Annotated in this window: 18 protein-coding genes; 2 read left to right on the top strand and 16 right to left on the bottom strand. The window is 51.3% G+C overall.

Annotated features, from left to right (window positions below; genetic code table 11):
- Nucleotides 1–6 precede the first annotated feature (6 nt).
- The 7 genes from AACS80_RS00170 to hutU all read right to left on the bottom strand — a co-directional run bounded on the left by AACS80_RS00170 (nt 7) and on the right by hutU (nt 8,924).
- The gene (locus AACS80_RS00170) at nt 7–912 is read right to left on the bottom strand and encodes a LysR substrate-binding domain-containing protein (protein WP_138183103.1); all 906 of its coding nucleotides are present in this window, start codon (nt 910–912) and stop codon (nt 7–9) included.
- A 270-nt stretch (nt 913–1,182) separates the two neighbouring features.
- Nucleotides 1,183–2,853: an HAL/PAL/TAL family ammonia-lyase gene (locus AACS80_RS00165; RefSeq protein WP_138183607.1), complete on the bottom strand. Its 1,671-nt coding sequence runs from the start codon at nt 2,851–2,853 to the stop codon at nt 1,183–1,185.
- A gap of 50 nt (nt 2,854–2,903) precedes the next feature.
- A complete protein-coding gene (hutG, locus tag AACS80_RS00160) occupies nt 2,904–3,854 on the bottom strand; it encodes a formimidoylglutamase (RefSeq protein WP_135409716.1) in 951 nt (316 codons plus the stop codon).
- Nucleotides 3,854–5,065 (bottom strand): imidazolonepropionase, encoded by a 1,212-nt coding sequence (gene hutI / locus AACS80_RS00155; RefSeq protein WP_135409715.1) that lies wholly within the window; start codon nt 5,063–5,065, stop codon nt 3,854–3,856. Before hutI ends, hutG begins: the two co-directional genes overlap by 1 nt.
- The gene (locus AACS80_RS00150; RefSeq protein WP_240730899.1) at nt 5,062–5,628 is read right to left on the bottom strand and encodes a HutD/Ves family protein; all 567 of its coding nucleotides are present in this window, start codon (nt 5,626–5,628) and stop codon (nt 5,062–5,064) included. Before AACS80_RS00150 ends, hutI begins: the two co-directional genes overlap by 4 nt.
- Nucleotides 5,629–5,653: 25 nt before the next feature.
- Nucleotides 5,654–7,063, bottom strand: a complete 1,410-nt coding sequence (locus AACS80_RS00145; protein ID WP_130209878.1) for a cytosine permease — start codon at nt 7,061–7,063, stop codon at nt 5,654–5,656.
- A gap of 163 nt (nt 7,064–7,226) precedes the next feature.
- On the bottom strand, nt 7,227–8,924 hold the full coding sequence (gene hutU / locus AACS80_RS00140) for a urocanate hydratase (RefSeq protein WP_135409713.1): 1,698 nt from the start codon (nt 8,922–8,924) through the stop codon (nt 7,227–7,229).
- A 762-nt stretch (nt 8,925–9,686) separates the two neighbouring features.
- Here hutU and AACS80_RS00135 point away from each other — a divergent pair.
- Nucleotides 9,687–10,283, top strand: coding sequence for an RtcB family protein (locus AACS80_RS00135; RefSeq protein ID WP_135409711.1), 597 nt, complete (start codon nt 9,687–9,689; stop codon nt 10,281–10,283).
- Nucleotides 10,284–10,322: 39 nt separating this feature from the next.
- Nucleotides 10,323–10,700, top strand: a complete 378-nt coding sequence (locus AACS80_RS00130) for a hypothetical protein (RefSeq protein ID WP_205713194.1) — start codon at nt 10,323–10,325, stop codon at nt 10,698–10,700.
- Here AACS80_RS00130 and AACS80_RS00125 read toward each other — a convergent pair.
- The 9 genes from AACS80_RS00125 to sdhC form a co-directional block, all read right to left on the bottom strand.
- Nucleotides 10,661–11,818: a tetratricopeptide repeat protein gene (locus AACS80_RS00125; RefSeq protein ID WP_171021435.1), complete on the bottom strand. Its 1,158-nt coding sequence runs from the start codon at nt 11,816–11,818 to the stop codon at nt 10,661–10,663. The genes AACS80_RS00130 and AACS80_RS00125 overlap by 40 nt on opposite strands.
- A 247-nt stretch (nt 11,819–12,065) precedes the next feature.
- On the bottom strand, nt 12,066–12,935 hold the full coding sequence (gene sucD, locus AACS80_RS00120; protein ID WP_000025458.1) for a succinate--CoA ligase subunit alpha: 870 nt from the start codon (nt 12,933–12,935) through the stop codon (nt 12,066–12,068).
- On the bottom strand, nt 12,935–14,101 hold the full coding sequence (sucC, locus tag AACS80_RS00115) for an ADP-forming succinate--CoA ligase subunit beta (protein WP_001048602.1): 1,167 nt from the start codon (nt 14,099–14,101) through the stop codon (nt 12,935–12,937). The genes sucD and sucC overlap by 1 nt, the downstream gene beginning before the upstream one ends.
- Nucleotides 14,102–14,467: 366 nt before the next feature.
- On the bottom strand, nt 14,468–15,685 hold the full coding sequence (odhB, locus tag AACS80_RS00110) for a 2-oxoglutarate dehydrogenase complex dihydrolipoyllysine-residue succinyltransferase (protein WP_130214980.1): 1,218 nt from the start codon (nt 15,683–15,685) through the stop codon (nt 14,468–14,470).
- A 14-nt stretch (nt 15,686–15,699) separates the two neighbouring features.
- Nucleotides 15,700–18,501 carry a 2-oxoglutarate dehydrogenase E1 component gene (gene sucA, locus AACS80_RS00105; protein ID WP_001181473.1) on the bottom strand — a complete coding sequence of 934 codons (2,802 nt, stop codon included), beginning with the start codon at nt 18,499–18,501 and terminating at the stop codon, nt 15,700–15,702.
- 419 nt (nt 18,502–18,920) lie between these two features.
- Nucleotides 18,921–19,637, bottom strand: coding sequence for a succinate dehydrogenase iron-sulfur subunit SdhB (gene sdhB, locus AACS80_RS00100; RefSeq protein WP_064528883.1), 717 nt, complete (start codon nt 19,635–19,637; stop codon nt 18,921–18,923).
- A gap of 15 nt (nt 19,638–19,652) precedes the next feature.
- The gene (gene sdhA / locus AACS80_RS00095) at nt 19,653–21,419 is read right to left on the bottom strand and encodes a succinate dehydrogenase flavoprotein subunit (RefSeq protein WP_130214982.1); all 1,767 of its coding nucleotides are present in this window, start codon (nt 21,417–21,419) and stop codon (nt 19,653–19,655) included.
- Nucleotides 21,419–21,766, bottom strand: a complete 348-nt coding sequence (gene sdhD, locus AACS80_RS00090) for a succinate dehydrogenase membrane anchor subunit (RefSeq protein WP_130222245.1) — start codon at nt 21,764–21,766, stop codon at nt 21,419–21,421. Before sdhD ends, sdhA begins: the two co-directional genes overlap by 1 nt.
- Nucleotides 21,760–22,164 (bottom strand): succinate dehydrogenase cytochrome b556 subunit, encoded by a 405-nt coding sequence (sdhC, locus tag AACS80_RS00085; protein ID WP_000263347.1) that lies wholly within the window; start codon nt 22,162–22,164, stop codon nt 21,760–21,762. The genes sdhD and sdhC overlap by 7 nt, the downstream gene beginning before the upstream one ends.
- Nucleotides 22,165–22,325: the final 161 nt, after the last annotated feature.

Raw genomic sequence — 22,325 nt, 5'->3', positions numbered from 1 at the left:
CAGGTTTTACATCTCCTCCGGTACGACCGATTTTGCCAGCAACCACTCACGAAAGAGTTGCAAGTGCGGATAATCAGCCTTCTCTTCCCGCCACGTCATAATAAAGCGATTGCCGGTACGAATAGGCACATCACACGGAATCACCATGTCACCGCTATCTAAATCGTGTTGAATTGCAAACCGGGGCAGGAGCGCCACACCGAGATTAGATCGCACGGCGGCAATCAGCATTGAAAGTAAATCAAAACGAGGTCCGTTATTCACCAACGGATTACTAACGCCAGACAATGCAAACCACTCTTCCCAGCCAGTAATACGGGTGCTTTGATGCAGCAGTGGTAGCTCACTTAATAGCTCTGCAACAGACAGTTTTTGGTCAGGAAGTGAAAGTAAACTGCCGCTGCATACCGGCAGGATCTCTTCCTCAAAGAGATATTCTACCTCCGACCAGGGCGCACAAAAATTTTCGCGCATAATGACGGCATCGTATTCCCGATTAAGAAAATCCCCGTTATTAGCTAATGAGTGAATATTGACAATTATATCGGGATACAATTTATTGAACTCACGTAAATTGGGGATCAACCAGTGCGTACTGAAAGTAGGATTGACAGCAAGCTCAATAACCTGAACCGTAGGTTGCCAGGTCATGATAGTATTTGTGTCACGTTCAAGCTTATTCAATGTTTCTTTAACAATGCCCAGATAATGCTTTCCGGCATCATTAAGAAATATTCTTTTTTTAGAATGCGCAAATAATGATATATGTAAAAAATCTTCCAGTGCGCTAACTTGCCTGAATACTGCGCTTTGGGTTAATGCTAACTCCTCTGCCGCTCTGGTATAACTTTCATGGCGTGCGACTACCTCAAAAGTTACCAACAGTTCCGTTTTGGGTATTTTTCCTCTCATAATGCCGTCCCTTAAAAATAGTTTAAACTATCAAAAAACCATTACTTATTGCTAAGTAATGGCAACCAAAGCAGCAATAGATATTTTATAAAAATCATGATCGATATTTATAACCCAGCAAGCCCGGCGTGACAATTGTCTCAATCAGATAATAATAATCCGAAAAGCAAAGCGCCCTTCGGATTATTATGATTCAAGTTAAGTGAAGACTATTAAATTGATAGCAATTATCATATCTATGGATATTATGATAAACAATCAACAAAAATTTTATTTTTGATTTATAGCATATCCTTCTAAGAATTTTTGCGAAGCTGCAATATCTGGGGTAAAGACCCGATCCTGGTCGACAAACGGCACGACTTTTCTGTATTCGGTAAACATTGCTTTGGTGGATTTTCCTAATGCCAGTTGTGGATTGGCCTGCAACCGTAAATCGAGAGCCTGTGCGGAATGCATCAGTTCAATGCCATAAATCACGTTCAGATTATCGACAACCTGTTTCAATCTTCTGGCCGCGTGGTCATTATTGGCGCCGGTGTCTTCTATACCTCCGGCAACCGGTTGAATATCGAAAGAAACAGGATTGGCGAGATCGACGTTTTCCGCATGCAGCGCGACAAACGGAATATGCAGCGAACCGAAGCCGTGACCTTTATTACCGGGTGCCGACAGGAAGCGCGTTAAACCGGTAAAGTGCTCATCTTCCAGGTGCAGCGAGCGACGCATACTGTTATGCGAAACATGTACCAGCGCCACGGTCAGACGCTGAGTGGCAAGCGCAACAGGTAACGATTCGAAGTTCGCCGTCGGGAAGATCCCGCCGCTGACTGCGCCATCTTTAACAAAATATTGCGCGACCTGACTGGAGTCCTGATACGCCTTGTCAGCATTCAGCACCGTTGCTGGGTTGTCATCGGAACTGTTGATTTGTACGGTTATGACCTCTTCAGCATCATGCAAAGCACGTACTGATTCAGCAATGGTATATACCGTAGTTCTGAACGATAACGGATCTTGCAATGCACGTTTGTCATCTTTATGCCATAAATATGAACCGGTTAACGCATCGCGAATCTCTTTTGCAGAGTCAGCCAACTGCGGGAAAGGACGCACGGCAATTGACTGCGGCAGTACCGGTGCGACGTTACCATTCAACGCTTCCAGACTCATAGCGAAAACCACCGGGCTGACATTCAGCAACTGACGTGCCGAACGAACTGCTTCGATAGCGTAGGCTGTCCCGACGCTGTTGTTCGACAAAATCGCCAGCATATCTTTACCCTGCGGCACCAGTGGCTTAAGTCCCACTTTCGCCAGCGCGTCACCACCGCTCATTTGCACGCCATTTACTCGGGCTTTCCATTCCCCCATCATCACCAGACCAACGTGCGAAGCGAGCATAATATCCGCTGCGCCGATGCTTCCCCGCGCCGGAATTAACGGTGTAACGCCGCGATTAATAAATTCGGCATACAACTCGGCAATATAAGGCTGCGCGCCGGTTTGCCCATGCAGCATGGTATTTAAACGTAATACCATTGAAAGGCGTGCCAGATAATCCGGTAACATCGGACCAACGCCCGCAGAATGGGCGCGCAGCGCGGCAGCATTAAATTTTTTCGACGCGTCAATCACCTCAGGCGTTAAATTGCCTTTGGCATCAAATATCGGCTGGTCTTTATTTAGCCCCACGCCTACGGTTAAACCATAAACGGGTGTTCCTGAATGCGCGGCGGTCATCACCAGATCATAACTTTTTTCCATTCTGTCCAGAGCTTTCGCCGCGATTTTGACGTCGTTATCACCTAACGCAATTGACCAGGCCTGGTCAATGGAAAGATGTTCGCCATCCAGAGTAATGGTTGATTTCGCCATCGCGATGGAGCAAACGCTCCAGAGCACAACGGTGACAGTGACTCTTCGTATCAATCCTTTCATTGTGTTTCCTTATCATGATGAGTTTAACAACGGGTTACTGCGACAACGTTTTAATTTGTTCTATCTGTTTTCCCCCGCCGGACAATACTGGTCACCAGGCGAGCGGCTACTTTCGCGGTTAAATTATCGCGGTCCAGGTCCGGGTTAAGTTCGGCAATATCCGCCGCAATCAACTTCTCGCTACCGGCGATTAAATTCACAACGGCTTCAGTAATATTTAACGGCACGCCTAACGGTGATGGCGCAGAAACGCCTGGCGCCTGATAACCGGGTAAAACATCGAGACAAATCGTTAAATAAATGGCGTCACACACCTGAATATCTGCCGAGAGCGCATTAGCGACCTCATGCAAACCACGTTCAAATTGCAGAGATTCGTCCAGCCAATAACGCACACCAAGACAATCAGCGCGATCAAATAACGCCTGAGTATTGGCAAAACGACTTATTCCCAGCACGCGATAATTAAACGGTTTGCCATGCTGCGCGTTCCACTCTTGCATCTGACGAAACGGCGTACCTGAATTGGCTTTTTCCGCCATCCGTAAATCAAAATGCGCGTCAAGGTTCACAATCAGTAACCGCTGAATATCAGGACGCGACTGCATAATCCCCTGAAATGTTCCCCACGCCACTTCATGACCGCCACCCAGAACCACCGGTAAACTGCCGCGCGCAATGGCTGTAGATACGTTGGCCGCCAGACGATTTTGTGCGGACTCCAGCGCGTGGTCCTCGCTTTGTACATCGCCCATATCGAAAATAGCGCCTTCACAGAGCACCGGCATATTTCCCAACATGCTGCGCAACGCGCCCGGTCCGCCTGCTGCACCCGCTCGCCCACCATTACGTTGCACCCCGTCATCAACGGCAAAACCAATCAGCGTACAACCGCCGTGGCTTTGTTCACTAAACGGTTGCACATGCTGATGCCAGCGAGTGCTGATGCCGATTTCCTGCGAGTCAACACGCCCACTCCACGGCAATAATGTTTGCTTCATTACCAACTCCTTTTTCCGCCGACAATAAGCCCCTGGCAAGGCTGATGCCCAAACCAGTAAGCCAGTTCACGTGGATGGTTAAGATCCCAGACCGCCATATCCGCCCGTAATCCCGGTGCAAGTTCACCCCGGTCAATAAGTCCAAGTGCCTTTGCCGCATGACGCGTAACGCCCTGAACGGCTTCCAGCGGCGTCATGCGAAACAGCGTACAGGCCATATTGATCATCAATGGCAATGACATATTGGGAGACGTTCCGGGGTTATGGTCCGTGGAGATAGCAATCGGCACGCCCGCTGCCCGCAAAGCAGCAATCGGCGGCAGATGGGTTTCGCGCAGGAAGTAATAAGCACCGGGGAGCAGTACCGCCACTGTTCCAGCTGCTTTCATGGCGGCGATCCCCGACTCGCTCAGGTATTCCAGATGATCGCAGGAGAGTGCAGAAAACGCCGCCGCCAGCGCAGCGCCTTGCTGGTCAGAAAGCTGTTCGGCATGCAGTTTTACAGGTAATCCATAGTGTTGTGCTTTACTGAAAACGCGCCGTACCTGGTCTGGGCTAAAGGCGATGTTTTCACAAAAAGCGTCAACCGCATCAATCAGCCCCTGTTCATGTAAGACGCCCATCCAGTCGCAAAGCGCCGTAATGTAATCATCACTGCGCCCGGCAAACTCTGGCGGCAAGCTGTGCGCCCCAAGAAACGTAGACTGGATACGTAATCCTGTAGATTCCTGTAAGCGGCGGATAACGCGCAAACAGCGCGCTTCATCTTCCAGCGTCAAGCCATAACCGGATTTTATTTCCAGCGTACTGACGCCTTCACGCAACCATTTTTGTAGTCGCTGCGCCGCCAGTTCAAACAGTTGTGTTTCGCTGGCCGCCCGCGTGGCATTGACGGTAGATAAGATCCCGCCGCCCGCTTTGGCGATATCTTCATAAGCCACGCCTTGTAGCCGCATCTCAAACTCATTCGCCCGCTGGCCGCCATACACCAGATGCGTATGGCAATCCACCAGGCCGGGGGTCAGCAACTTACCCTGCAGGTCGTGTTCCTCTGTAATGTCAGCCGTCAGTTCGCGAGGGATCTGCGTGGCCTTGCCAAGCCAGACAATAGTGTCGCCACGGCTGATTAATGCACCATTTTCAATCACTCCCCAATCGTTAGCGGAAAGCGTCGCCAGCGTGGTATTTCGCCAGAGCGTTAATGCACTCATAAGGATTTTTCCCCTCGTAGATAATAAAGCCACCAGCCCACCAGCCCACCGGCGGAGACTTTTTTCCGTGGTACGAAACGCCAGGGCTTGCCATCAGGCGCAACCAGCCATAACAACATATTTGCCGCGACAAACACCCTTTTCTCGCCGCTTATCCACTCCCCTTCACACAGCGTGAACAGGCCCGCTTGCGCAAGTGATGGCGGAAGCCAGTCAACGGCACTTTGCACCCGCAACATCCCCGTATCGCCTTCCCGCGCCATGACATTGAGATCGCGAACTGCACCGCCCATCAGCTGGCAATCTGGCCTGGCTTCTCCGGGAAAAATTAAGGCGGGATCGTGACGTTGCAGGTTGATTATCGAATCGGCAAACGTCAGCCTCACCCCTTCCCCATCGAGAATGGCGAGGCCACGTACCACGCCAGGCCACGCCGAAAAAGGACCGTCCTGGCTGACATTGGCCATACTGATGCGTAACAGCCAGTTTTCATCATCAGGCCAGGCATGCAGTTGTCGCGTAAAACCCCCGCCGTTGCGCCACGGTTGCAAGGGCTTATCCATTGCAGATATCAGCATTGGTTCCATATTACGACTCGGGATAAATAGTCTGGGCAGGAACGCTGGTAGTACGTTTTGCCCACGGGTAATAAATAACGGCTGTAATTAACAAGCCGATAATCCAGGAAATATCCGCCCCGCCCATCAGTACAGAAATGGGTCCCTGATACAGTTTTTGATTCAGGAAGGGGATCTGCACCAGCACACCAATTCCGTAGCAAACCAACGCGGTTTTGTTATACGCGCCATAGCGTCCCTCCGGGGTATAAAGTGCTGGAATATCGGTTTTACCTTGTGAGATGAAGTAGTAGTCGATGAGATTGATAGCGCTCCACGGCACAAATACCGTCAACAGCAGCAGAACGAAGTTTTTGAAATTATTCAAAAAGTCTGCGCTTGCCGCCAGCGCGACGACCATCGACAACAGCACGAAACCTACAACGTAGGCAGCACGAACACGCTGTGAAACCTGGCTGCGATTGTTAAAGGCGCTGACGGTCGCCAGAATCGACATAAAGCCGCCGTAGGCATTCAAACAGTTAACCGTCAGTTTGCCGCAAACAATCACCGTATAAATCAGAATGGCAAACGTTGGTCCGGCTAAATCGCCCATAAAACCAACCTGATCTTTCAGGAAGTTAGCACCGCAAGCAGCAACAAGAACGCCAAAAGTCATGGCACATTGCGCGCCAAGCGTAGTTCCCAGAAAGGTGGCAAAGAAGATTGATTTTGCTGGTGTATCAGAGGGTAAATAGCGGGAATAATCAGAGGCGTATGGTGCAAACGTTAATTGCCATCCGGCTGAGAGTGCAATCGTTAATAAGAACACCGATAAGCTAAATGGCTTTTGACCAAATGCCGCAGCCACATCGTAGTGACCGCTAAGTTGAGTGGCCAGGTAAATAAACCCCAGAATACTTAATATCCCTGCAACACGGCCAACGACGTGAATAAGTTTATAACCGACCAATGCGATCATCGCGGTAAGCATGCCGAAAATAATAATTCCGGTCGATGCTGACTCAAAACCAAATATCCGGTTAATCGCCTGACCGGATAATACCGTACCCGTCGCGGCAAATCCGAGATACATAATAATCACCATCAGTAACGGTAGCGCCGCTCCTTTGACGCCAAAGCGGATACGACTGGAGATCATCTGTGGTAATCCCAGCTTTGCCCCCTGTGACGAGTGCAATGCCATAACCGCGCCGCCGATAATATTACCGATTAATAAACCAATAATTGCTGACATGGCTTCAGAGCCAAAAATAATCGCTAACGCGCCGTCCACCACGGCGGTAATTTGTAAGTTAGCACTTAGCCATAAAGTAAACTGGCTGGAGGGCGCGCCGTGGCGAGCGGACTCAGGAACGGCGTTAATCGTATTTGATTCTAATACTGGTTTTTTACTGCGGATAGGGCTGCTTGATTCCATGAAAAAGTCTCCTGCAAAATGAGAGGTCATTTTTTGAAACAGCAATAGAGGGTCGAGAGATATTTCTCTCGACGATGTAATGAATATTTTTGATAATTATTGTTATACAGGCGGATGACTTCCCGCCTGTATTAGCGCAAATATTAAATAACAGCGTTAATATTTAGCGAATCATCGGCAATTTCAGACCATAATTTTTGGCACATTCAATTGCCGCCTCATAACCCGCATCCGCATGACGCATAACCCCGGAAGCGCAGTCATTCACCAGCACACGCGCCAGACGTTTTTCGGCTTCTTCGCTACCGTCGGCAACAATAACCATCCCGGCGTGTTGTGAATACCCCATCCCGACGCCGCCGCCATGATGCAGAGACACCCACGTTGCGCCACCTGCGGTATTGAGCAGACCATTGAGCAACGGCCAGTCAGAAACCGCGTCACTGCCATCGAGCATGCTTTCAGTTTCGCGGTTCGGGCTGGCGACAGAACCGGTAACAAGATGATCGCGACCAATCACAATTGGTGCTTTTAGTTCACCGTTGCGCACCATTTCGTTGAATGCCAGCCCCGCCAGGTGACGCTCACCAAGCCCCAGCCAGCAAATACGTGAAGGAAGCCCCTGGAAGGCGATACGCTCACGCGCCATATCCAGCCAGCGATGGGTCAGTACGTTATTGGGGAATAGTTCTTTAATTTTGGCATCGGTTTTATAGATATCTTCCGGGTCACCAGACAGCGCCACCCAACGGAACGGGCCTTTGCCTTCACAAAACATGGGACGAATGTAAGCAGGAACGAAGCCCGGGAAATCGAAGGCATTTTGCAGACCTTCGTTGAAAGCCACCTGGCGGATGTTGTTACCATAATCGACAACCGGGATCCCCATCGCCTGGAAGTCCAGCATCCCCTGAACATGCACCACGCAACTCTGTGCCGCTTCTTTTTGCAGTCTGGCGTGCTGTTGTGGATCCTGCTGTGCAGCACGCCATTGTTCTACGCTCCAGCCCATTGGCAGGTAACCATAGACCAGATCGTGAGCGGAGGTCTGGTCGGTCACCAGATCCGGTTTGATCGCTCCCTGATGCGCACGTTTCACCAGCTCAGGAACAATTTCCGCCGCATTGCCCAGCAGCGCGATAGAAACGGCTTCTTTGCGTTCGGTGTGGTATTTAATCAGCGCCAGTGCATCATCAAGATCTTTCGCTTGTTTATCGACATAACGGGTACGCAGACGGAAGTCGATGCTACTTTGCTGGCACTCGATATTTAATGAACAAGCCCCTGCCAGAGTCGCCGCCAGCGGTTGTGCACCGCCCATACCACCGAGCCCCGCGGTCAGGATCCATTTTCCACTTAGCGAATTGTTGTAGTGCTGGCGACCTGCTTCGACAAAAGTTTCGAACGTTCCCTGCACAATGCCCTGACTACCGATGTAGATCCACGAGCCCGCGGTCATCTGGCCGTACATGAACAGACCTTTGCGATCCAGTTCATTGAAGTGATCCCAGTTGGCCCATTGCGGCACCAGGTTAGAGTTGGCAATCAGCACGCGGGGCGCGTCAGTATGAGTTTTAAACACGCCCACGGGTTTACCGGACTGTACCAACAGCGACTCATCAGGCTCGAGATTTTTGAGTGATTCGAGGATCTGGTCGAAACATTCCCAGTTACGCGCCGCGCGGCCAATGCCACCGTATACCACCAGATGCTGTGGATTTTCGGCTACGTCGGGATCAAGGTTGTTCTGCAACATCCGATAGGCAGCTTCGATCTGCCAGTTTTTGCAATGCAGTTGAGTTCCTTGTGGCGCATGGATGACGCGACTGGTATCAATACGAGGGTCTGAAGGCTTACTCATGAATCTTCTCCTGTTACTGGATAAAATTAAATGCTGTCATCGCCCAGAAAAAATGAGCGAAGGAATACAGAAACGGTTTATATAATCCCCGTTTATAATTTCGCATTATCAATTCACTTGGTGAATTTCATTTGTTATGGAATATTCACCCTGAATGTAAATTCAAAAAAACTGCCAACGCTTTGTATGCGATTTCAATATGCTTAATTTAACTTTTGGAAAAAGTGATATTGTTGGCAAAATATTTTCTCATTTGAACATATGAATATGATGAGATTGCAAGATGTCTGTAATTTAATTATCCGGAGAAATGCGTTAATAACAACCAGACATTAGCGTAACAACAGGTAACCCGACACCATACAGCACGCATAACACAATGATATTTAAAATAAGATCTTCATTGCTCGTCATAACGATATGTTTTATTATCATTAATAATCCATTTGTTTTTATCCCACTTTGATAATTAAAAAACGGCAAGCAATGGATAGTTACCGCCGTAAGAACAGGCGTAAAAATAACTCTTAAAATATATATTCCGGGAGTTATCATTTTTCATATTTTACAATCCAGCGTCGATGATTCACATCCTTTATAACAACAACCCTCCTTGACAATCGGTATTTTTATCTTGTTTTCATCATCTTTGCTGAATACACTACGCGCGTTTTCTTTCCCTTTTGCTGGCTGCTGACCGGAAAGACAAAATTACCTCGCAATACAGGGGGTTGATTAACGTCTATATTTCAGGACAGCGTTATGCATCATCTTTCGAGGCTTGATAAAGCCTTTCTGCGCAAAGGGATCCAACTTTCCCGCGCCAACAATATTGTTTCATTATCTCGTCCATCAGGAGCCAGAGCCCACGTACTGCTGCCGGACGAACTGCCGCCAGAAGAAAAAGCAGTGACACAACTGCTTGATTTTGCAGAAGTGAAGCTACCAGATCATCCAGGTTATGTACGCCAGACGTGCGCGACGCCAGATTTTCACCCCGGCAATGGCGTCCCCGTTGGCGCAGTGGTGGCCACAACGCCGGCACGCGCAGGCGATCTGGCGTTAATCCCCAGATCAATGGGCGATTACTCGTGGCTTGCGGTCGGTTGCGGCAACCCGCAGTGGCTGTGGTCATGCAGTCACGGAGCAGGACGCAGCCAGCGACGACAGGCTATGCGCACTCGTGCTACTGAAGAGTCAACGTTGCCGTGGCAATGCGTCACATTGCGCGAAGAACGACGTCTTGAAGAAGCGCCAGCTGCTTATAAAGATATTGGTCCGGTTATCGAAGCCCAACAAGCAGCCGGATTAATTCAACCTGCGGTCAGATTTCGACCGTGGTTAACATTTAAGGGGTAACGCAATTAACAAAACCCAATCGGATATAGAAGTATCTGATTGGGCATTGGGCCATTGATTACAGCCAACAGTGCGGAAAACGAGGAATTAGGCACGGGAAAGTGGCAAACAGGCCTGGCGGCGGTAGCGGTTGATTGGTCGCCAAAATGGTTGAAGGTGGGTCTGGTGCAATGGCAAAAAAGCTTTGCTGGCGATAACGATCGTGAGTCGGTGGCATCAACCACTTTTCAGCCCTTCATCATTTATAAAATGTCTAAAGGCTGGTTTTTACGCTCAAGCGGGATCTGGACGTTGAATGTTAAAAACGATGATTACTATATTCCCGCTGGCCTGGGGGTAAGGAGGCTAACACCACATAGCCTCCTGTTTGCTAACCGCTACATTTTCGCTTTTACCCGTGCGATGGCCTCTTCATAAGAGGGCTTATTTTTTTCCGCATAAGCGAGTTGATAATGCTGCAATGCATCGGCGTTCTGTCCAGCAGTTTCATAAATTTTGGCAATGTTATAATAGGAGTTAGCGCGCGTTGTCGCCGCATTTGCTCCACTGGCTAACGAGATCGCTTTACGATTTGCCCAAATCGCTTCCGCTATGTTGCCATTTTTCTGATAAGCCAGACCCAGGTTACTAAATGCCTGACCGTAATTGCCGTCTAATTCTGTTGCCTGTTGGAAGAGTTGAATGGCTTGCTCAAGTTGACCGGTTTTATAGACAGCTTCACCTTCGCGATTATATTTTCTTGCCAGTTGAGAATCTCCACTGTTTTGCATCGCAGGTGAAGCCGGAGTTGAAGACTCCGTCGCAGGCATTATCACAGTGGCTAGATCCCTGACGCCTAATGTGGTGTCGTTAAAATTGGCACTGGTCACAGAGTTGATATCTTCAAACTCGCCGTTTGGATTGAGTTTAAACACGGTCCAGATGTTCCCTCGTTCTCCAGCTGGGACACTATAGCTACGCACCAGGGAGCTCCCTACATAGACAAACACTTTTGCATTACTGGCAGAGAGATAATTACTGTTGGGCAACCCTTTATTGCTATAGTCCTGCACGGCATAGATGTAACTTTCGCCAAAATGCTTTTTGCTGATGGTGATAGTTTCTGGTCCATAGCTATCCGTATCATCAACATCCAGATTGGCATCAGTCCCCCCTTTACTATCAAAATAGATATGTCCGCCAGGGAAGATCAAATGCGAATCAAGATCAAAAGGCCTGTCCCCCCAGCTCAATACTACACGCACGCCATCCAGATTAGTCATTACCGGACTAATAGCATAAGTCATGCCCGCACACGGGCATTTGACCACCAGATTGGAATAACCCTCTTTTTTGACGATTAACAAAGCATCTTGATCATCGGCAAAGGAAGAGCCCAGATTAATGCTGCCCGAGGCATTTGTGGTGCCAGAAACAGATTGTGCGCCATTGCGTTGCAGCGTCACCGATGCCCCCTCAATGCGTTTATCTTTCACTGTCGCACTTAAAATATCGATCTTTACATCGGCCGCATAAACGTCCGCATTTATACCCATCAGGGCCAGAGCAACCGGCAGAACAATTTTCTTCATGTATAAATCCTTTTACAGAACGGAGAGGAGGTATTTCGCCGGGCATTATTGCGCAGAGGATGGGGAAAAAAAGCAGTGGGCAAACTTTTCAGATTAGCGCCCGACATACAACAAAAAAGGCCATCATACGATGGCCAACCATGTCGAAACCGACAGCCCTTCGCCATTCCTGTAGAGGGAAGCGGCGAGGGCTATTTCTTATTACAGATATTTATTTCAGAACAGTTTTCAGTGCTTCACCGATATCCGCCAGGCTGCGAACGGTTTTCACGCCTGCGGCTTCCAGAGCAGCGAATTTCTCATCCGCAGTCCCTTTCCCACCGGCAATAATGGCACCCGCGTGGCCCATACGTTTGCCTTTCGGCGCAGTCACACCAGCGATGTAACCCACAACGGGCTTGGTGACGTGCTCTTTGATGTACGCAGCCGCTTCTTCTTCAGCGCTACCGCCGATCTCACCGATCATCACGATCGCTTCGGTCTGCGGATCTTTTTCGAACATTTCGAGGATGTCGATAAAGTTAGAGCCTGGGATCGGGTCGCCGCCGATACCGACACAGGTCGACTGACCGAAACCGTAATCCGTGGTCTGTTTAACCGCTTCATAGGTCAGTGTACCGGAACGGGAAACGATACCCACTTTACCCGGTTTGTGAATGTGACCCGGCTGGATACCGATTTTACATTCACCCGGAGTGATTACGCCCGGACAGTTCGGGCCGATCATACGAACGCCTGCTTCGTCCAGTTTCACTTTCACGGTCAGCATATCCAGCGTCGGGATGCCTTCAGTGATGGTGATAATCAGTTTGATGCCTGCATCGATAGCTTCCAGAATGGAGTCTTTGCAGAACGGTGCTGGTACGTAGATAACAGAAGCGGTAGCGCCAGTAGCAGCAACAGCTTCACGCACAGTGTTGAACACCGGCAGGCCGAGATGGGTAGTACCGCCTTTACCTGGAGTTACACCGCCAACCATTTTGGTGCCGTATGCAATGGCCTGCTCAGAGTGGAAAGTCCCCTGGCTACCGGTAAAGCCCTGGCAGATAACCTTGGTGTTTTTATCAATTAAAATGGACATTATTTCCCCTCCACTGCGGCAACAACCTGCTGAGCTGCATCCGTCAGACCTTTTGCTGCAATAATATTCAGGCCGCTGTCAGCCAGTTTCTTCGCGCCGAGTTCGGCGTTGTTACCTTCCAGACGGACCACGACCGGTACGTTAACACCCACTTCCGCTACCGCGCCGATGATACCGTCAGCGATTAGGTCACAGCGAACGATACCGCCGAAGATGTTAACCAGAACGGCTTTCACTTTGTCGTCAGAGAGGATGATTTTGAACGCTTCGGTTACACGTTCTTTGGTTGCGCCGCCGCCCACATCAAGGAAGTTAGCCGGTTCACCGCCGTGCAGTTTAACGATGTCCATCGTACCCATCGCCAGACCTGCGCCGTTAACCATACAACCGATGTTGCCGTCCAGCGCAACGTAGTTCAGTTCCCACTGTGCAGCCTGTGCTTCACGCGGATCTTCCTGCGACTGGTCACGCATTTCGCGCAGATCAGGCTGGCGGAACAGTGCGTTGCCGTCAGCGCCCAGTTTGCCGTCGAGGCAGATCAGATCGCCCTGTTTGGTGATGACCAGCGGGTTGATTTCGATCAGCGCAAGATCGCGCTCCAGGAAAATGGTCGCCAGGCCCATGAAGATTTTGGTGAACTGCTGAACCAGTTTACCTTCCAGACCCAGTTTGAACGCCAGCTCGCGTCCCTGATACGGCATCGGGCCAGTCAGCGGATCAAGCGCAACTTTGTGGATCAAGTGCGGAGTTTCTTCCGCCACTTTTTCGATTTCCACGCCGCCTTCGGTGGAGGCCATAAAGACCACGCGACGTGAACTACGGTCTACAACGGCACCGAGATACAGCTCTTTAGCGATATCGGTCGCCGCTTCAACCAGAATTTGGTTAACCGGTTGGCCATTGGCATCTGTTTGATACGTTACCAGACGCTTGCCCAGCCAGTTTTCTGCAAAAGCACGGATGTCTTCTTTGCTGTTTACAACTTTCACACCGCCCGCTTTACCGCGGCCACCAGCGTGAACCTGACATTTCACTACCCACGGACCGGCACCGATTTTTGAAGCGGCTTCTTCTGCTTCGCGCGGAGTAGTACAGGCATAACCCACCGGTGCTGGTAAGCCATAGCGGGCAAACAGTTGTTTTGCCTGATATTCATGTAAGTTCATGTGTTCTGTCCATCCTTCAGTAATCGTTATCTTTTAAACCGTAGACCGAATATTTCGTATCGGTTCCGGGCATTGTCGGTCACCCGTAGGCCTGATAAGACACGTTAAGCGTCGCATCAGGCATCGCTTGTCGGATGCGGCGCGAGCGCCTTATCCGACCTACATTGGTGGTCCCCGTAGGCCTGATAAGACGCGTTTAGCGTCGTATCAGGCATCGCTTGTCGGATGCGGCGCGAGCGCCTTATCCGACCTACATTGCTGGTCCCGTAGGCCTGATAAGACGCGTTTAGCATCGCATCAGGCTTCAATTGCCGGAGAAGGCGATAACGCCTTATCCGGTCTACAGTGCAGGTGAAACTTAAACTACTACACGTCCAGCAGCAGACGCGTCGGATCTTCCAGCAACTCTTTGATCGTTACCAGGAAGCCCACGGATTCGCGACCATCGATCAGACGGTGATCGTAGGACAGCGCCAGGTACATCATCGGCAGGATCTCAACCTGACCATTCACCGCCATCGGACGATCTTTGATAGCGTGCATACCCAGAATTGCGCTCTGCGGCGGGTTGATGATCGGCGTAGACATCAGGGAACCGAACACACCACCGTTGGTGATGGTGAAGTTACCACCGGTCAGATCTTCAACCGTCAGCTTGCCGTCACGGCCTTTGACTGCCAGCTCTTTGATTTTCTTCTCGATGTCTGCCATGCCGAGGGTATCGACATCACGCAGTACCGGCGTCACCAGGCCGCGCGGCGTAGAAACCGCCATGCTGACGTCGAAATAGTTGTGGTAAACCACATCATCGCCGTCGATAGACGCATTCACTTCCGGGTAACGTTTCAGGGCTTCAACCACGGCTTTCACGTAGAAGGACATAAAGCCCAGGCGGATGCCGTGACGTTTTTCAAACGCTTCACCGTACTGCTTACGCAGATCCATAATCGGCTTCATGTTGACTTCGTTGAACGTGGTCAGCATGGCGGTGGAGTTTTTCGCTTCCAGCAGACGCTCTGCCACACGCTTACGCAGGCGAGTCATCGGGACACGTTTTTCGCTACGTGCAGCCAGAACCGGTTGCGCCGCCGGAGCAGCCGCGGCCGGAGCAGACTCTTTCGCCGGGGCTTTCGCCAGATGTTTTTCCACATCTTCACGGGTCAGACGACCACCCACACCGGTGCCTTTAATGGCGCTGGCGTCGAGGTTGTGTTCAGCCAGCAGGCGACGGATCGCCGGGCTTAACGCATCGTTGTTTTGCTCTTCCAGAGACGCCTGCTGGCGTTGCGCCGGAGTGGACGCTTTCTCTTCAGATTTGGCGCTGGTTTCTTTACCGGCGCTGTTGCCTTCACGCAGGCGACCGAGGATCTGACGAGACGTTACCGTTGTACCTTCATCTTCCAGAACCGCATCCAGAATGCCGTCTGCTGATGCCGGTACTTCCAGTACCACTTTGTCAGTTTCGATTTCTACCAGCACTTCATCACGTACGACTGCGTCGCCGGGTTTTTTATGCCAGGTTGCGACGGTGGCATCGGCTACGGATTCAGGCAGGTCAGGGACCAGAATATCTACGCTACTCATTGTGTATCCTTTATTTATTCGACGTTCAGCGCGTCATTAACCAGATCTTGTTGCTGTTTCTGGTGAACGGACATATACCCTACCGCCGGAGAGGCGGAGGCCGGGCGGCCTGCATAACGCAGAGAAGCCCCAAATGGAATCACTTCACGGAAATGATGCTGGCTGCAGTACCATGCGCCCTGGTTGAGCGGCTCTTCCTGGCACCAGACAAAATCCTTGACGTGAGCAAACTGCTGCAACACTTCCTGCATCGCTTTATGCGGGAACGGGTAGAGTTGCTCGATACGCACAATGGCGACATCGTGTTGATTGTTCTTACGACGTTGTTCCAGCAGGTCGTAATAAACCTTACCAGAACACATCACTACGCGCTTCACGCCCTTCGGATCAAGCTCGTCGATTTCACCGATGGCGGGCAGGAAGGTGCCGTTCGCCAGTTCTTCGAGGCTGGAAACCGCCAGCGGATGACGCAGCAGGGATTTCGGCGACATCACGACCAGCGGACGACGCATCCCGCGCAGTGCCTGACGACGCAGCATGTGGTAAACCTGTGCCGGGGTAGACGGTACGCAAACCTGCATGTTTTGCTCAGCACAAAGTTGCAGATAACGTTCCAGACGCGCGGAGGAGTGCTCCGGCCCCTGCCCTTCGTAACCGTGCGGCAGCAACATCACCAGACCACACATCCGGCCCCATTTCTGTTCGCCAGAGGAGATGAACTGGTCGATAACCACCTGCGCACCGTTGGCGAAGTCACCGAACTGTGCTTCCCAGATAGTCAGAGTGCGTGGTTCTGCGGTGGCATAACCGTATTCAAACGCCAGCACGGCTTCTTCAGACAGTACGGAGTCCCAGACACGGAACGCGCCCTGACCGTTATGGATATGTTGCAGCGGCGTGTAAGTGGAACCGTTAGACTGGTTATGGATCACCGCGTGGCGGTGGAAGAACGTACCGCGACCGGAGTCTTCACCCGACAGACGAACCGGGATGCCTTCGTCAACCAGCGTGGCGTAAGCGAGGTTTTCCGCGCCGCCCCAATCGAACAGTTTCTCACCGGCAGCCATCGCCTGGCGATCGCCATAAATCTTGGCAACGCGAGACTGCATTTCAACCGCTTCCGGCACCGTACTGATGCGTTTAGCCAGCTCCTGCAGGCGCTTCATCTCAACTTTGTTCGGGTACTCTTCGTCCCATTCGTGGTTGAGGTACGGCGACCAGGTGAAAGAGTGCATGTTCATCGGACGCCACTCTGCCACTACGCAATCGCCAGCATCCAGCGCATCGCGGTACAGGTTAACCATCTCGGTGGCATCTTCCAGCGTCGCCACTTTTTCCTGCTCCAGCTTGTCAGCGTAGATTTTGCGCGGCGTTGGATGTTTTTTGATTTTCTGATACATCAGCGGCTGGGTTGCGCTCGGCTCGTCGGCTTCGTTGTGGCCGTGACGGCGGTAGCACACCAGGTCGATGAAGACATCACGTTTAAAGGTGTTACGGAAATCGAGCGCCAGACGGGTCACAAAGGCAACGGCTTCCGGATCGTCCGCGTTAACGTGGAAAATCGGTGCCTGAACCATCTTACCGATATCAGTACAGTACGGCGTAGAACGAGCATCCAGCGGATTAGAGGTGGTGAAGCCAACCTGGTTGTTGATAACGATACGTACCGTACCGCCAACTTCATAACCACGTGCTTTCGACATGTTCAGGGTTTCCTGAACCACGCCCTGTCCGGTCACTGCGGCGTCACCGTGGATGGTGATTGGCAGCACTTTGTTGCTGCTCGGCTCATCAAGTCTGTCCAGACGGGCACGAACAGAACCGATAACTACCGGGCTTACAATCTCAAGGTGAGACGGGTTAAACGCCAGCGCCAGGTGCACCAGGCCGCCATCGGTCTGGAAGTCAGACGAGAAGCCCATGTGGTATTTCACGTCACCCGTGCCGAGGTGTTCTTTATGTTTACCGGCGAACTCGTCGAACAAGTCTTGCGGTTTTTTACCCAGCACGTTCACCAGCACGTTCAGACGACCACGGTGCGCCATCCCGAGAACCACTTCGCGGGTGCCGCTGTTGCCAGCGTGGCGGATCATCTCTTTAAGCATCGGGATTAACGCGTCACCGCCTTCCAGCGAGAAGCGTTTTGCACCAGGGAATTTTGCACCGAGGTAACGTTCAAGGCCTTCAGCGGCGGTCAGTTCGCTTAAGAAGCGTTTTTTCTCTTCGCTATTGAAAGTCGCGCGACCAGACTCGATACGCTGTTGGATCCAGCGTTTTTCTTCGGTGCTGGTAATGTGCATATACTCGGCACCAATCGGGCCGCAGTAGGTTTGCTTGAGGGCTTCCAGCAGTTCGCCGAGTTTCATGGTTTCTTTGCCGCTGGCAAATGAACCGACGTTGAAGGTCTCCTGGAAGTCTGCTTCGGTCAGATCGTGGAAAGACGGATCCAGATCGGCCACTTTATCTTGCTGCCACAGTCCCAGCGGATCGAGATTCGCATGCTGGTGACCACGGAAGCGGTATGCGTTAATGAGCTGCAGGACTTTAACCTGCTTCACATTGGTGTCAGGGTCGGAGATCGTTGAAGAGTAACGTGAAGCGTCTTTCGCCAGGCGGCGGAAATATTCACGCGTTTGAGAGTGGAATTGATCCGGTTTGACTCCCGTACCAGGTAACTGCTGGAACGTCGAACGCCAGTTAGCGTCAACCGAGTCAGGATCGGTTAAGAAGTCTTCATAGAGCTGTTCTATCCAGCTCTGGTTTGCGCCAGAGAGGTAAGAAGAGTCCAACCAGGCTTTCAAAGCGCTGTTCTGCATCGTGATCCCTTAAGCATCTTTTTTATGCTTACTTCGCCGTGGATACTACCACGCACATTTCATATCAGATGTGCGTGCCGGGGTTCACTTGTTGCGGACTTGTCGTATTTTCTGCGTCCGCTAAGGAACCTTTAAAAACTGTCTTAGTGTCAGGGGCAGTTTTTAAAGATTTCCTGCATTTCTTTGTTACGCCTGATGCGACGCTTGCGCGTCTTATCAGGCCTACAGTTTCTGCATTTCTTTTGTAGGCCGGATAAGGCATTCACGCCGCATCCGGCTCTGGTTGCCTGATGCGACGCTTGCGCGTCTTATCAGGCCTACGGTTTCTGCATTTCTTTTGTAGGCCGGATAAGGCGTTCACGCCGCATCCGGCACTGGTTGCCTGATGCGACGCTTGCGCGTCTTATCAGGCCCGGGGTTTATGCATTACGCTGCAATAACATCGACTTGATATGGCCGATGGCGCGCGTCGGGTTCAGCCCTTTCGGACATACACTGACGCAGTTCATGATGCTGTGACAGCGGAATACACTGAATGCATCACTCAAACCGTCGAGGCGCTCGTCAGTCTCGGTATCACGGCTATCGATCAGGAAACGATATGCCGCTAACAAGCCTGCCGGGCCGATAAACTTATCGGGATTCCACCAGAAAGACGGACAAGAGGTTGAACAACATGCGCAGAGAATACATTCATACAGCCCGTCGAGTTTTTCGCGCTGCTCTGGCATCTGTAAATGCTCACGAGCTGGCGGATTTTGCCCATTATTCAACAGGTAAGGTTTGATTTTCTCATATTGCGCATAGAATTGTCCCATGTCTACCACCAAATCGCGGACAACCGGTAAACCTGGTAACGGGCGAATTACAATTTTCTTACCCGGCTGGTTGAGTGCCGAAATTGGGGTAATACAGGCCAGACCATTCTTACCGTTCATGTTCAGACCGTCGGAACCACATACCCCTTCACGACAGGAGCGACGGAACGACAGGCTGGGATCTTTCTCTTTCAACTGGATAAGCGCATCCAGCAGCATCATGTCGCGACCTTCATCCGCTTCCAGGGTGTAATCCTGCATACGCGGAGCATCATCAACATCCGGGTTATAGCGATAAATTGAAAACTCGAGTCTCATTTTCCTGTCTCCGCATTAGTAAGTACGAATCTTCGGCGGGAATGCCGGGCGCAGTTTCGGTTCCATGTTGACGCTTCGGCGCGTCATGGATTCCGACTCTGGCAGATACAGGGAGTGGCACAGCCAGTTTTCATCATCGCGATCCGGGAAGTCGAAGCGGCTATGCGCACCACGGCTTTCGGTACGGAAGTTGGCAGAAACAGCCGTTGCATACGCCGTTTCCATCAGGTTATCCAGTTCCAGGCACTCAACGCGCTGGGTGTTGAACTCACTTGAAGTATCATCCAGACGGGCATTTTTCAGACGCTCGCGGATCACTTTCAACTGCTCAAGCCCTTTCGCCATCGCATCACCTTCACGGAAGACCGAGAAGTTATGCTGCATACATTCTTGCAGTGCTTTACGAATCGCCACCGGATCTTCACCGTTACGGTTGTTGTTCCAGCGGTTCAGACGATCGAGAGAAGCTTCAACATCAGACTCGCTGGCATCGCGCAGTACGCCCTGCTCGGCAATAGACTCTTGCAGATGCAGACCTGCCGCACGACCAAATACCACCAGGTCCAGCAGCGAGTTGCCGCCCAGACGGTTTGCGCCGTGTACGGATACGCAGGCAATTTCACCTACCGCGAACAGCCCAGGGATCACCACATCTTCGCCTTTCTCGTTCACGGTCAGCGCCTGACCGGTCACTTTGGTCGGAATACCGCCCATCATGTAGTGACAGGTTGGGATTACCGGAATCGGCTCTTTCACTGGATCGACGTGAGCGAAGGTGCGGGAGAGTTCAAGGATACCCGGCAGACGGGATTCAAGAACTTCTTTACCCAGGTGGTCGAGTTTCAGTTTTGCGTGTGGCCCCCACGGACCATCACAGCCGCGACCTTCACGGATTTCGATCATGATGGAACGCGCCACCACGTCACGGCCCGCCAGGTCTTTGGCGTTCGGCGCATAACGCTCCATAAAGCGTTCGCCATGTTTGTTCAGCAGATAACCGCCTTCACCACGGCAACCTTCGGTGACCAGTACGCCCGCACCGGCAATACCGGTCGGGTGGAACTGCCACATTTCCATATCCTGTACCGGTACGCCTGCACGGATAGCCATGCCGACACCGTCGCCAGTGTTAATGTGGGCGTTGGTGGTGGACTGATAAATACGCCCTGCCCCGCCAGTCGCCAGCACGGTAGCGCGAGCTTTAAAGTAAACCACTTCACCAGTTTCGATGCACAGTGCGGTACAACCGACCACCGCGCCATCGGCGTTTTTCACCAGATCCAGCGCATACCATTCGGAGAAAATAGTGGTGTGGTTTTTCAGGTTCTGCTGATAAAGCGTGTGCAGCAGTGCGTGACCGGTACGGTCGGCAGCCGCCGCAGTACGTGCCGCCTGCTCGCCGCCGAAGTTTTTCGACTGGCCGCCAAACGGACGTTGATAGATACGACCATCATCAAGGCGCGAGAAAGGCAGGCCCATGTGTTCCAGTTCCAGAATCGCTTCCGGCCCGGTTTTACACATATATTCAATCGCGTCCTGGTCACCGATATAGTCCGACCCTTTTACGGTGTCGTACATATGCCATTCCCAGTTATCTTCATGGGTATTACCCAGCGCAACGGTAATGCCGCCCTGCGCAGAAACGGTATGGGAACGGGTCGGGAAAACTTTAGAGAGCAGCGCACAAGTCTGGCCGCTCTGGGAAATTTGTAGCGCCGCGCGCATACCTGCGCCTCCGGCACCAATCACAACTGCATCAAATTCTCTGACTGGCAATTTCATCACACACCCCACACCACAACGAATCCATAAATCACGTAAACCACCAGTGCAACGACAATCACCAGTTGCAGAATCAGGCGCACGGCCAATGGTTTAACGTAGTCGGTCAACACCTGCCACATGCCGATCCAGGCATGGATCAAAATGGAAAACAGTGCCAGCAGAGTGAAGACTTTAGTGAACGCAGAGGCAAAGAAACCACTCCAGACGTCATATGTCAGTTCGCCACTGATAGCAAAAAAACCGACCATATAAATGATGTAAAGCGTCAGGACGAGAGCAGTAGCGCGAACGAGGATGAAATCATGTACGCCATTGCGTCCTAATGCGGAAGCGTTGCTTACCATACGAGGACTCCTGCAAGAAGTGAAAGCACGACAGTAATGACAAAGGAGATTTTGGCAGAGCGTTTACCCGCTTCGAATGTTTCTTCCAGATAGCCAAAATCCATCATCATGTGGCGAATACCTACGACGACGTGATATGCCAGAGCGGTAAGGATGCCCCACATGATAAATTTCACGAAGAAGCTACCCATAATGGCGGAAGCTTGCTCGAAACCTTCAGGGGAAGAGAGGCTGGTACCCAGAAGCCACAGCAGGATGCCCACTGCAACAAACGTAATCACACCGGAAACGCGATGAAGAATGGACGCTATCGCCGTGATGGGGAACCGGATGGTCTGTAGGTCCAGATTAACAGGTCTTTGTTTTTTCACATTTCTTATCATGAATAACGCCCACATGCTGTTCTTATTATTCCCTGGGGACTACGGGTACAGAGGATAACTTTCTGTTACCTGGAGACGTCGGGATTTCCTTCCTCCGGTCTGCTTGCGGGTCAGACAGCGTCCTTTCTATAACTGCGCGTCATGCAAAACACTGCTTCCAGATGCGAAAACGACAC

The sequence above is a fragment of the Escherichia sp. E4385 genome, assembly GCF_963883145.1.
Lineage (GTDB): Bacteria > Pseudomonadota > Gammaproteobacteria > Enterobacterales > Enterobacteriaceae > Escherichia.
Note: the sequence above shows the minus strand (reverse complement) of the source record. Positions and strands in the feature narration are given on the sequence as shown.

What these genes read in the sequence shown, in the direction of transcription:
- sdhB (WP_064528883.1), bottom strand. Translation starts at nt 19,637, where the DNA reads ATGAGACTCGAGTTTTCAATTTATCGCTATAACCCGGATGTTGATGAT.
- sdhA (WP_130214982.1), bottom strand. Translation starts at nt 21,419, where the DNA reads ATGAAATTGCCAGTCAGAGAATTTGATGCAGTTGTGATTGGTGCCGGA.
- hutI (WP_135409715.1), bottom strand. Translation starts at nt 5,065, where the DNA reads ATGAGTGCATTAACGCTCTGGCGAAATACCACGCTGGCGACGCTTTCC.
- odhB (WP_130214980.1), bottom strand. Translation starts at nt 15,685, where the DNA reads ATGAGTAGCGTAGATATTCTGGTCCCTGACCTGCCTGAATCCGTAGCC.
- AACS80_RS00145 (WP_130209878.1), bottom strand. Translation starts at nt 7,063, where the DNA reads ATGGAATCAAGCAGCCCTATCCGCAGTAAAAAACCAGTATTAGAATCA.
- hutU (WP_135409713.1), bottom strand. Translation starts at nt 8,924, where the DNA reads ATGAGTAAGCCTTCAGACCCTCGTATTGATACCAGTCGCGTCATCCAT.
- sucC (WP_001048602.1), bottom strand. Translation starts at nt 14,101, where the DNA reads ATGAACTTACATGAATATCAGGCAAAACAACTGTTTGCCCGCTATGGC.
- hutG (WP_135409716.1), bottom strand. Translation starts at nt 3,854, where the DNA reads ATGAAGCAAACATTATTGCCGTGGAGTGGGCGTGTTGACTCGCAGGAA.
- sucD (WP_000025458.1), bottom strand. Translation starts at nt 12,935, where the DNA reads ATGTCCATTTTAATTGATAAAAACACCAAGGTTATCTGCCAGGGCTTT.
- AACS80_RS00125 (WP_171021435.1), bottom strand. Translation starts at nt 11,818, where the DNA reads ATGGGTATAAATGCGGACGTTTATGCGGCCGATGTAAAGATCGATATT.
- AACS80_RS00135 (WP_135409711.1), top strand. Translation starts at nt 9,687, where the DNA reads ATGCATCATCTTTCGAGGCTTGATAAAGCCTTTCTGCGCAAAGGGATC.
- sucA (WP_001181473.1), bottom strand. Translation starts at nt 18,501, where the DNA reads ATGCAGAACAGCGCTTTGAAAGCCTGGTTGGACTCTTCTTACCTCTCT.
- AACS80_RS00150 (WP_240730899.1), bottom strand. Translation starts at nt 5,628, where the DNA reads ATGGATAAGCCCTTGCAACCGTGGCGCAACGGCGGGGGTTTTACGCGA.
- AACS80_RS00170 (WP_138183103.1), bottom strand. Translation starts at nt 912, where the DNA reads ATGAGAGGAAAAATACCCAAAACGGAACTGTTGGTAACTTTTGAGGTA.
- AACS80_RS00165 (WP_138183607.1), bottom strand. Translation starts at nt 2,853, where the DNA reads ATGAAAGGATTGATACGAAGAGTCACTGTCACCGTTGTGCTCTGGAGC.
- sdhC (WP_000263347.1), bottom strand. Translation starts at nt 22,164, where the DNA reads ATGTGGGCGTTATTCATGATAAGAAATGTGAAAAAACAAAGACCTGTT.
- sdhD (WP_130222245.1), bottom strand. Translation starts at nt 21,766, where the DNA reads ATGGTAAGCAACGCTTCCGCATTAGGACGCAATGGCGTACATGATTTC.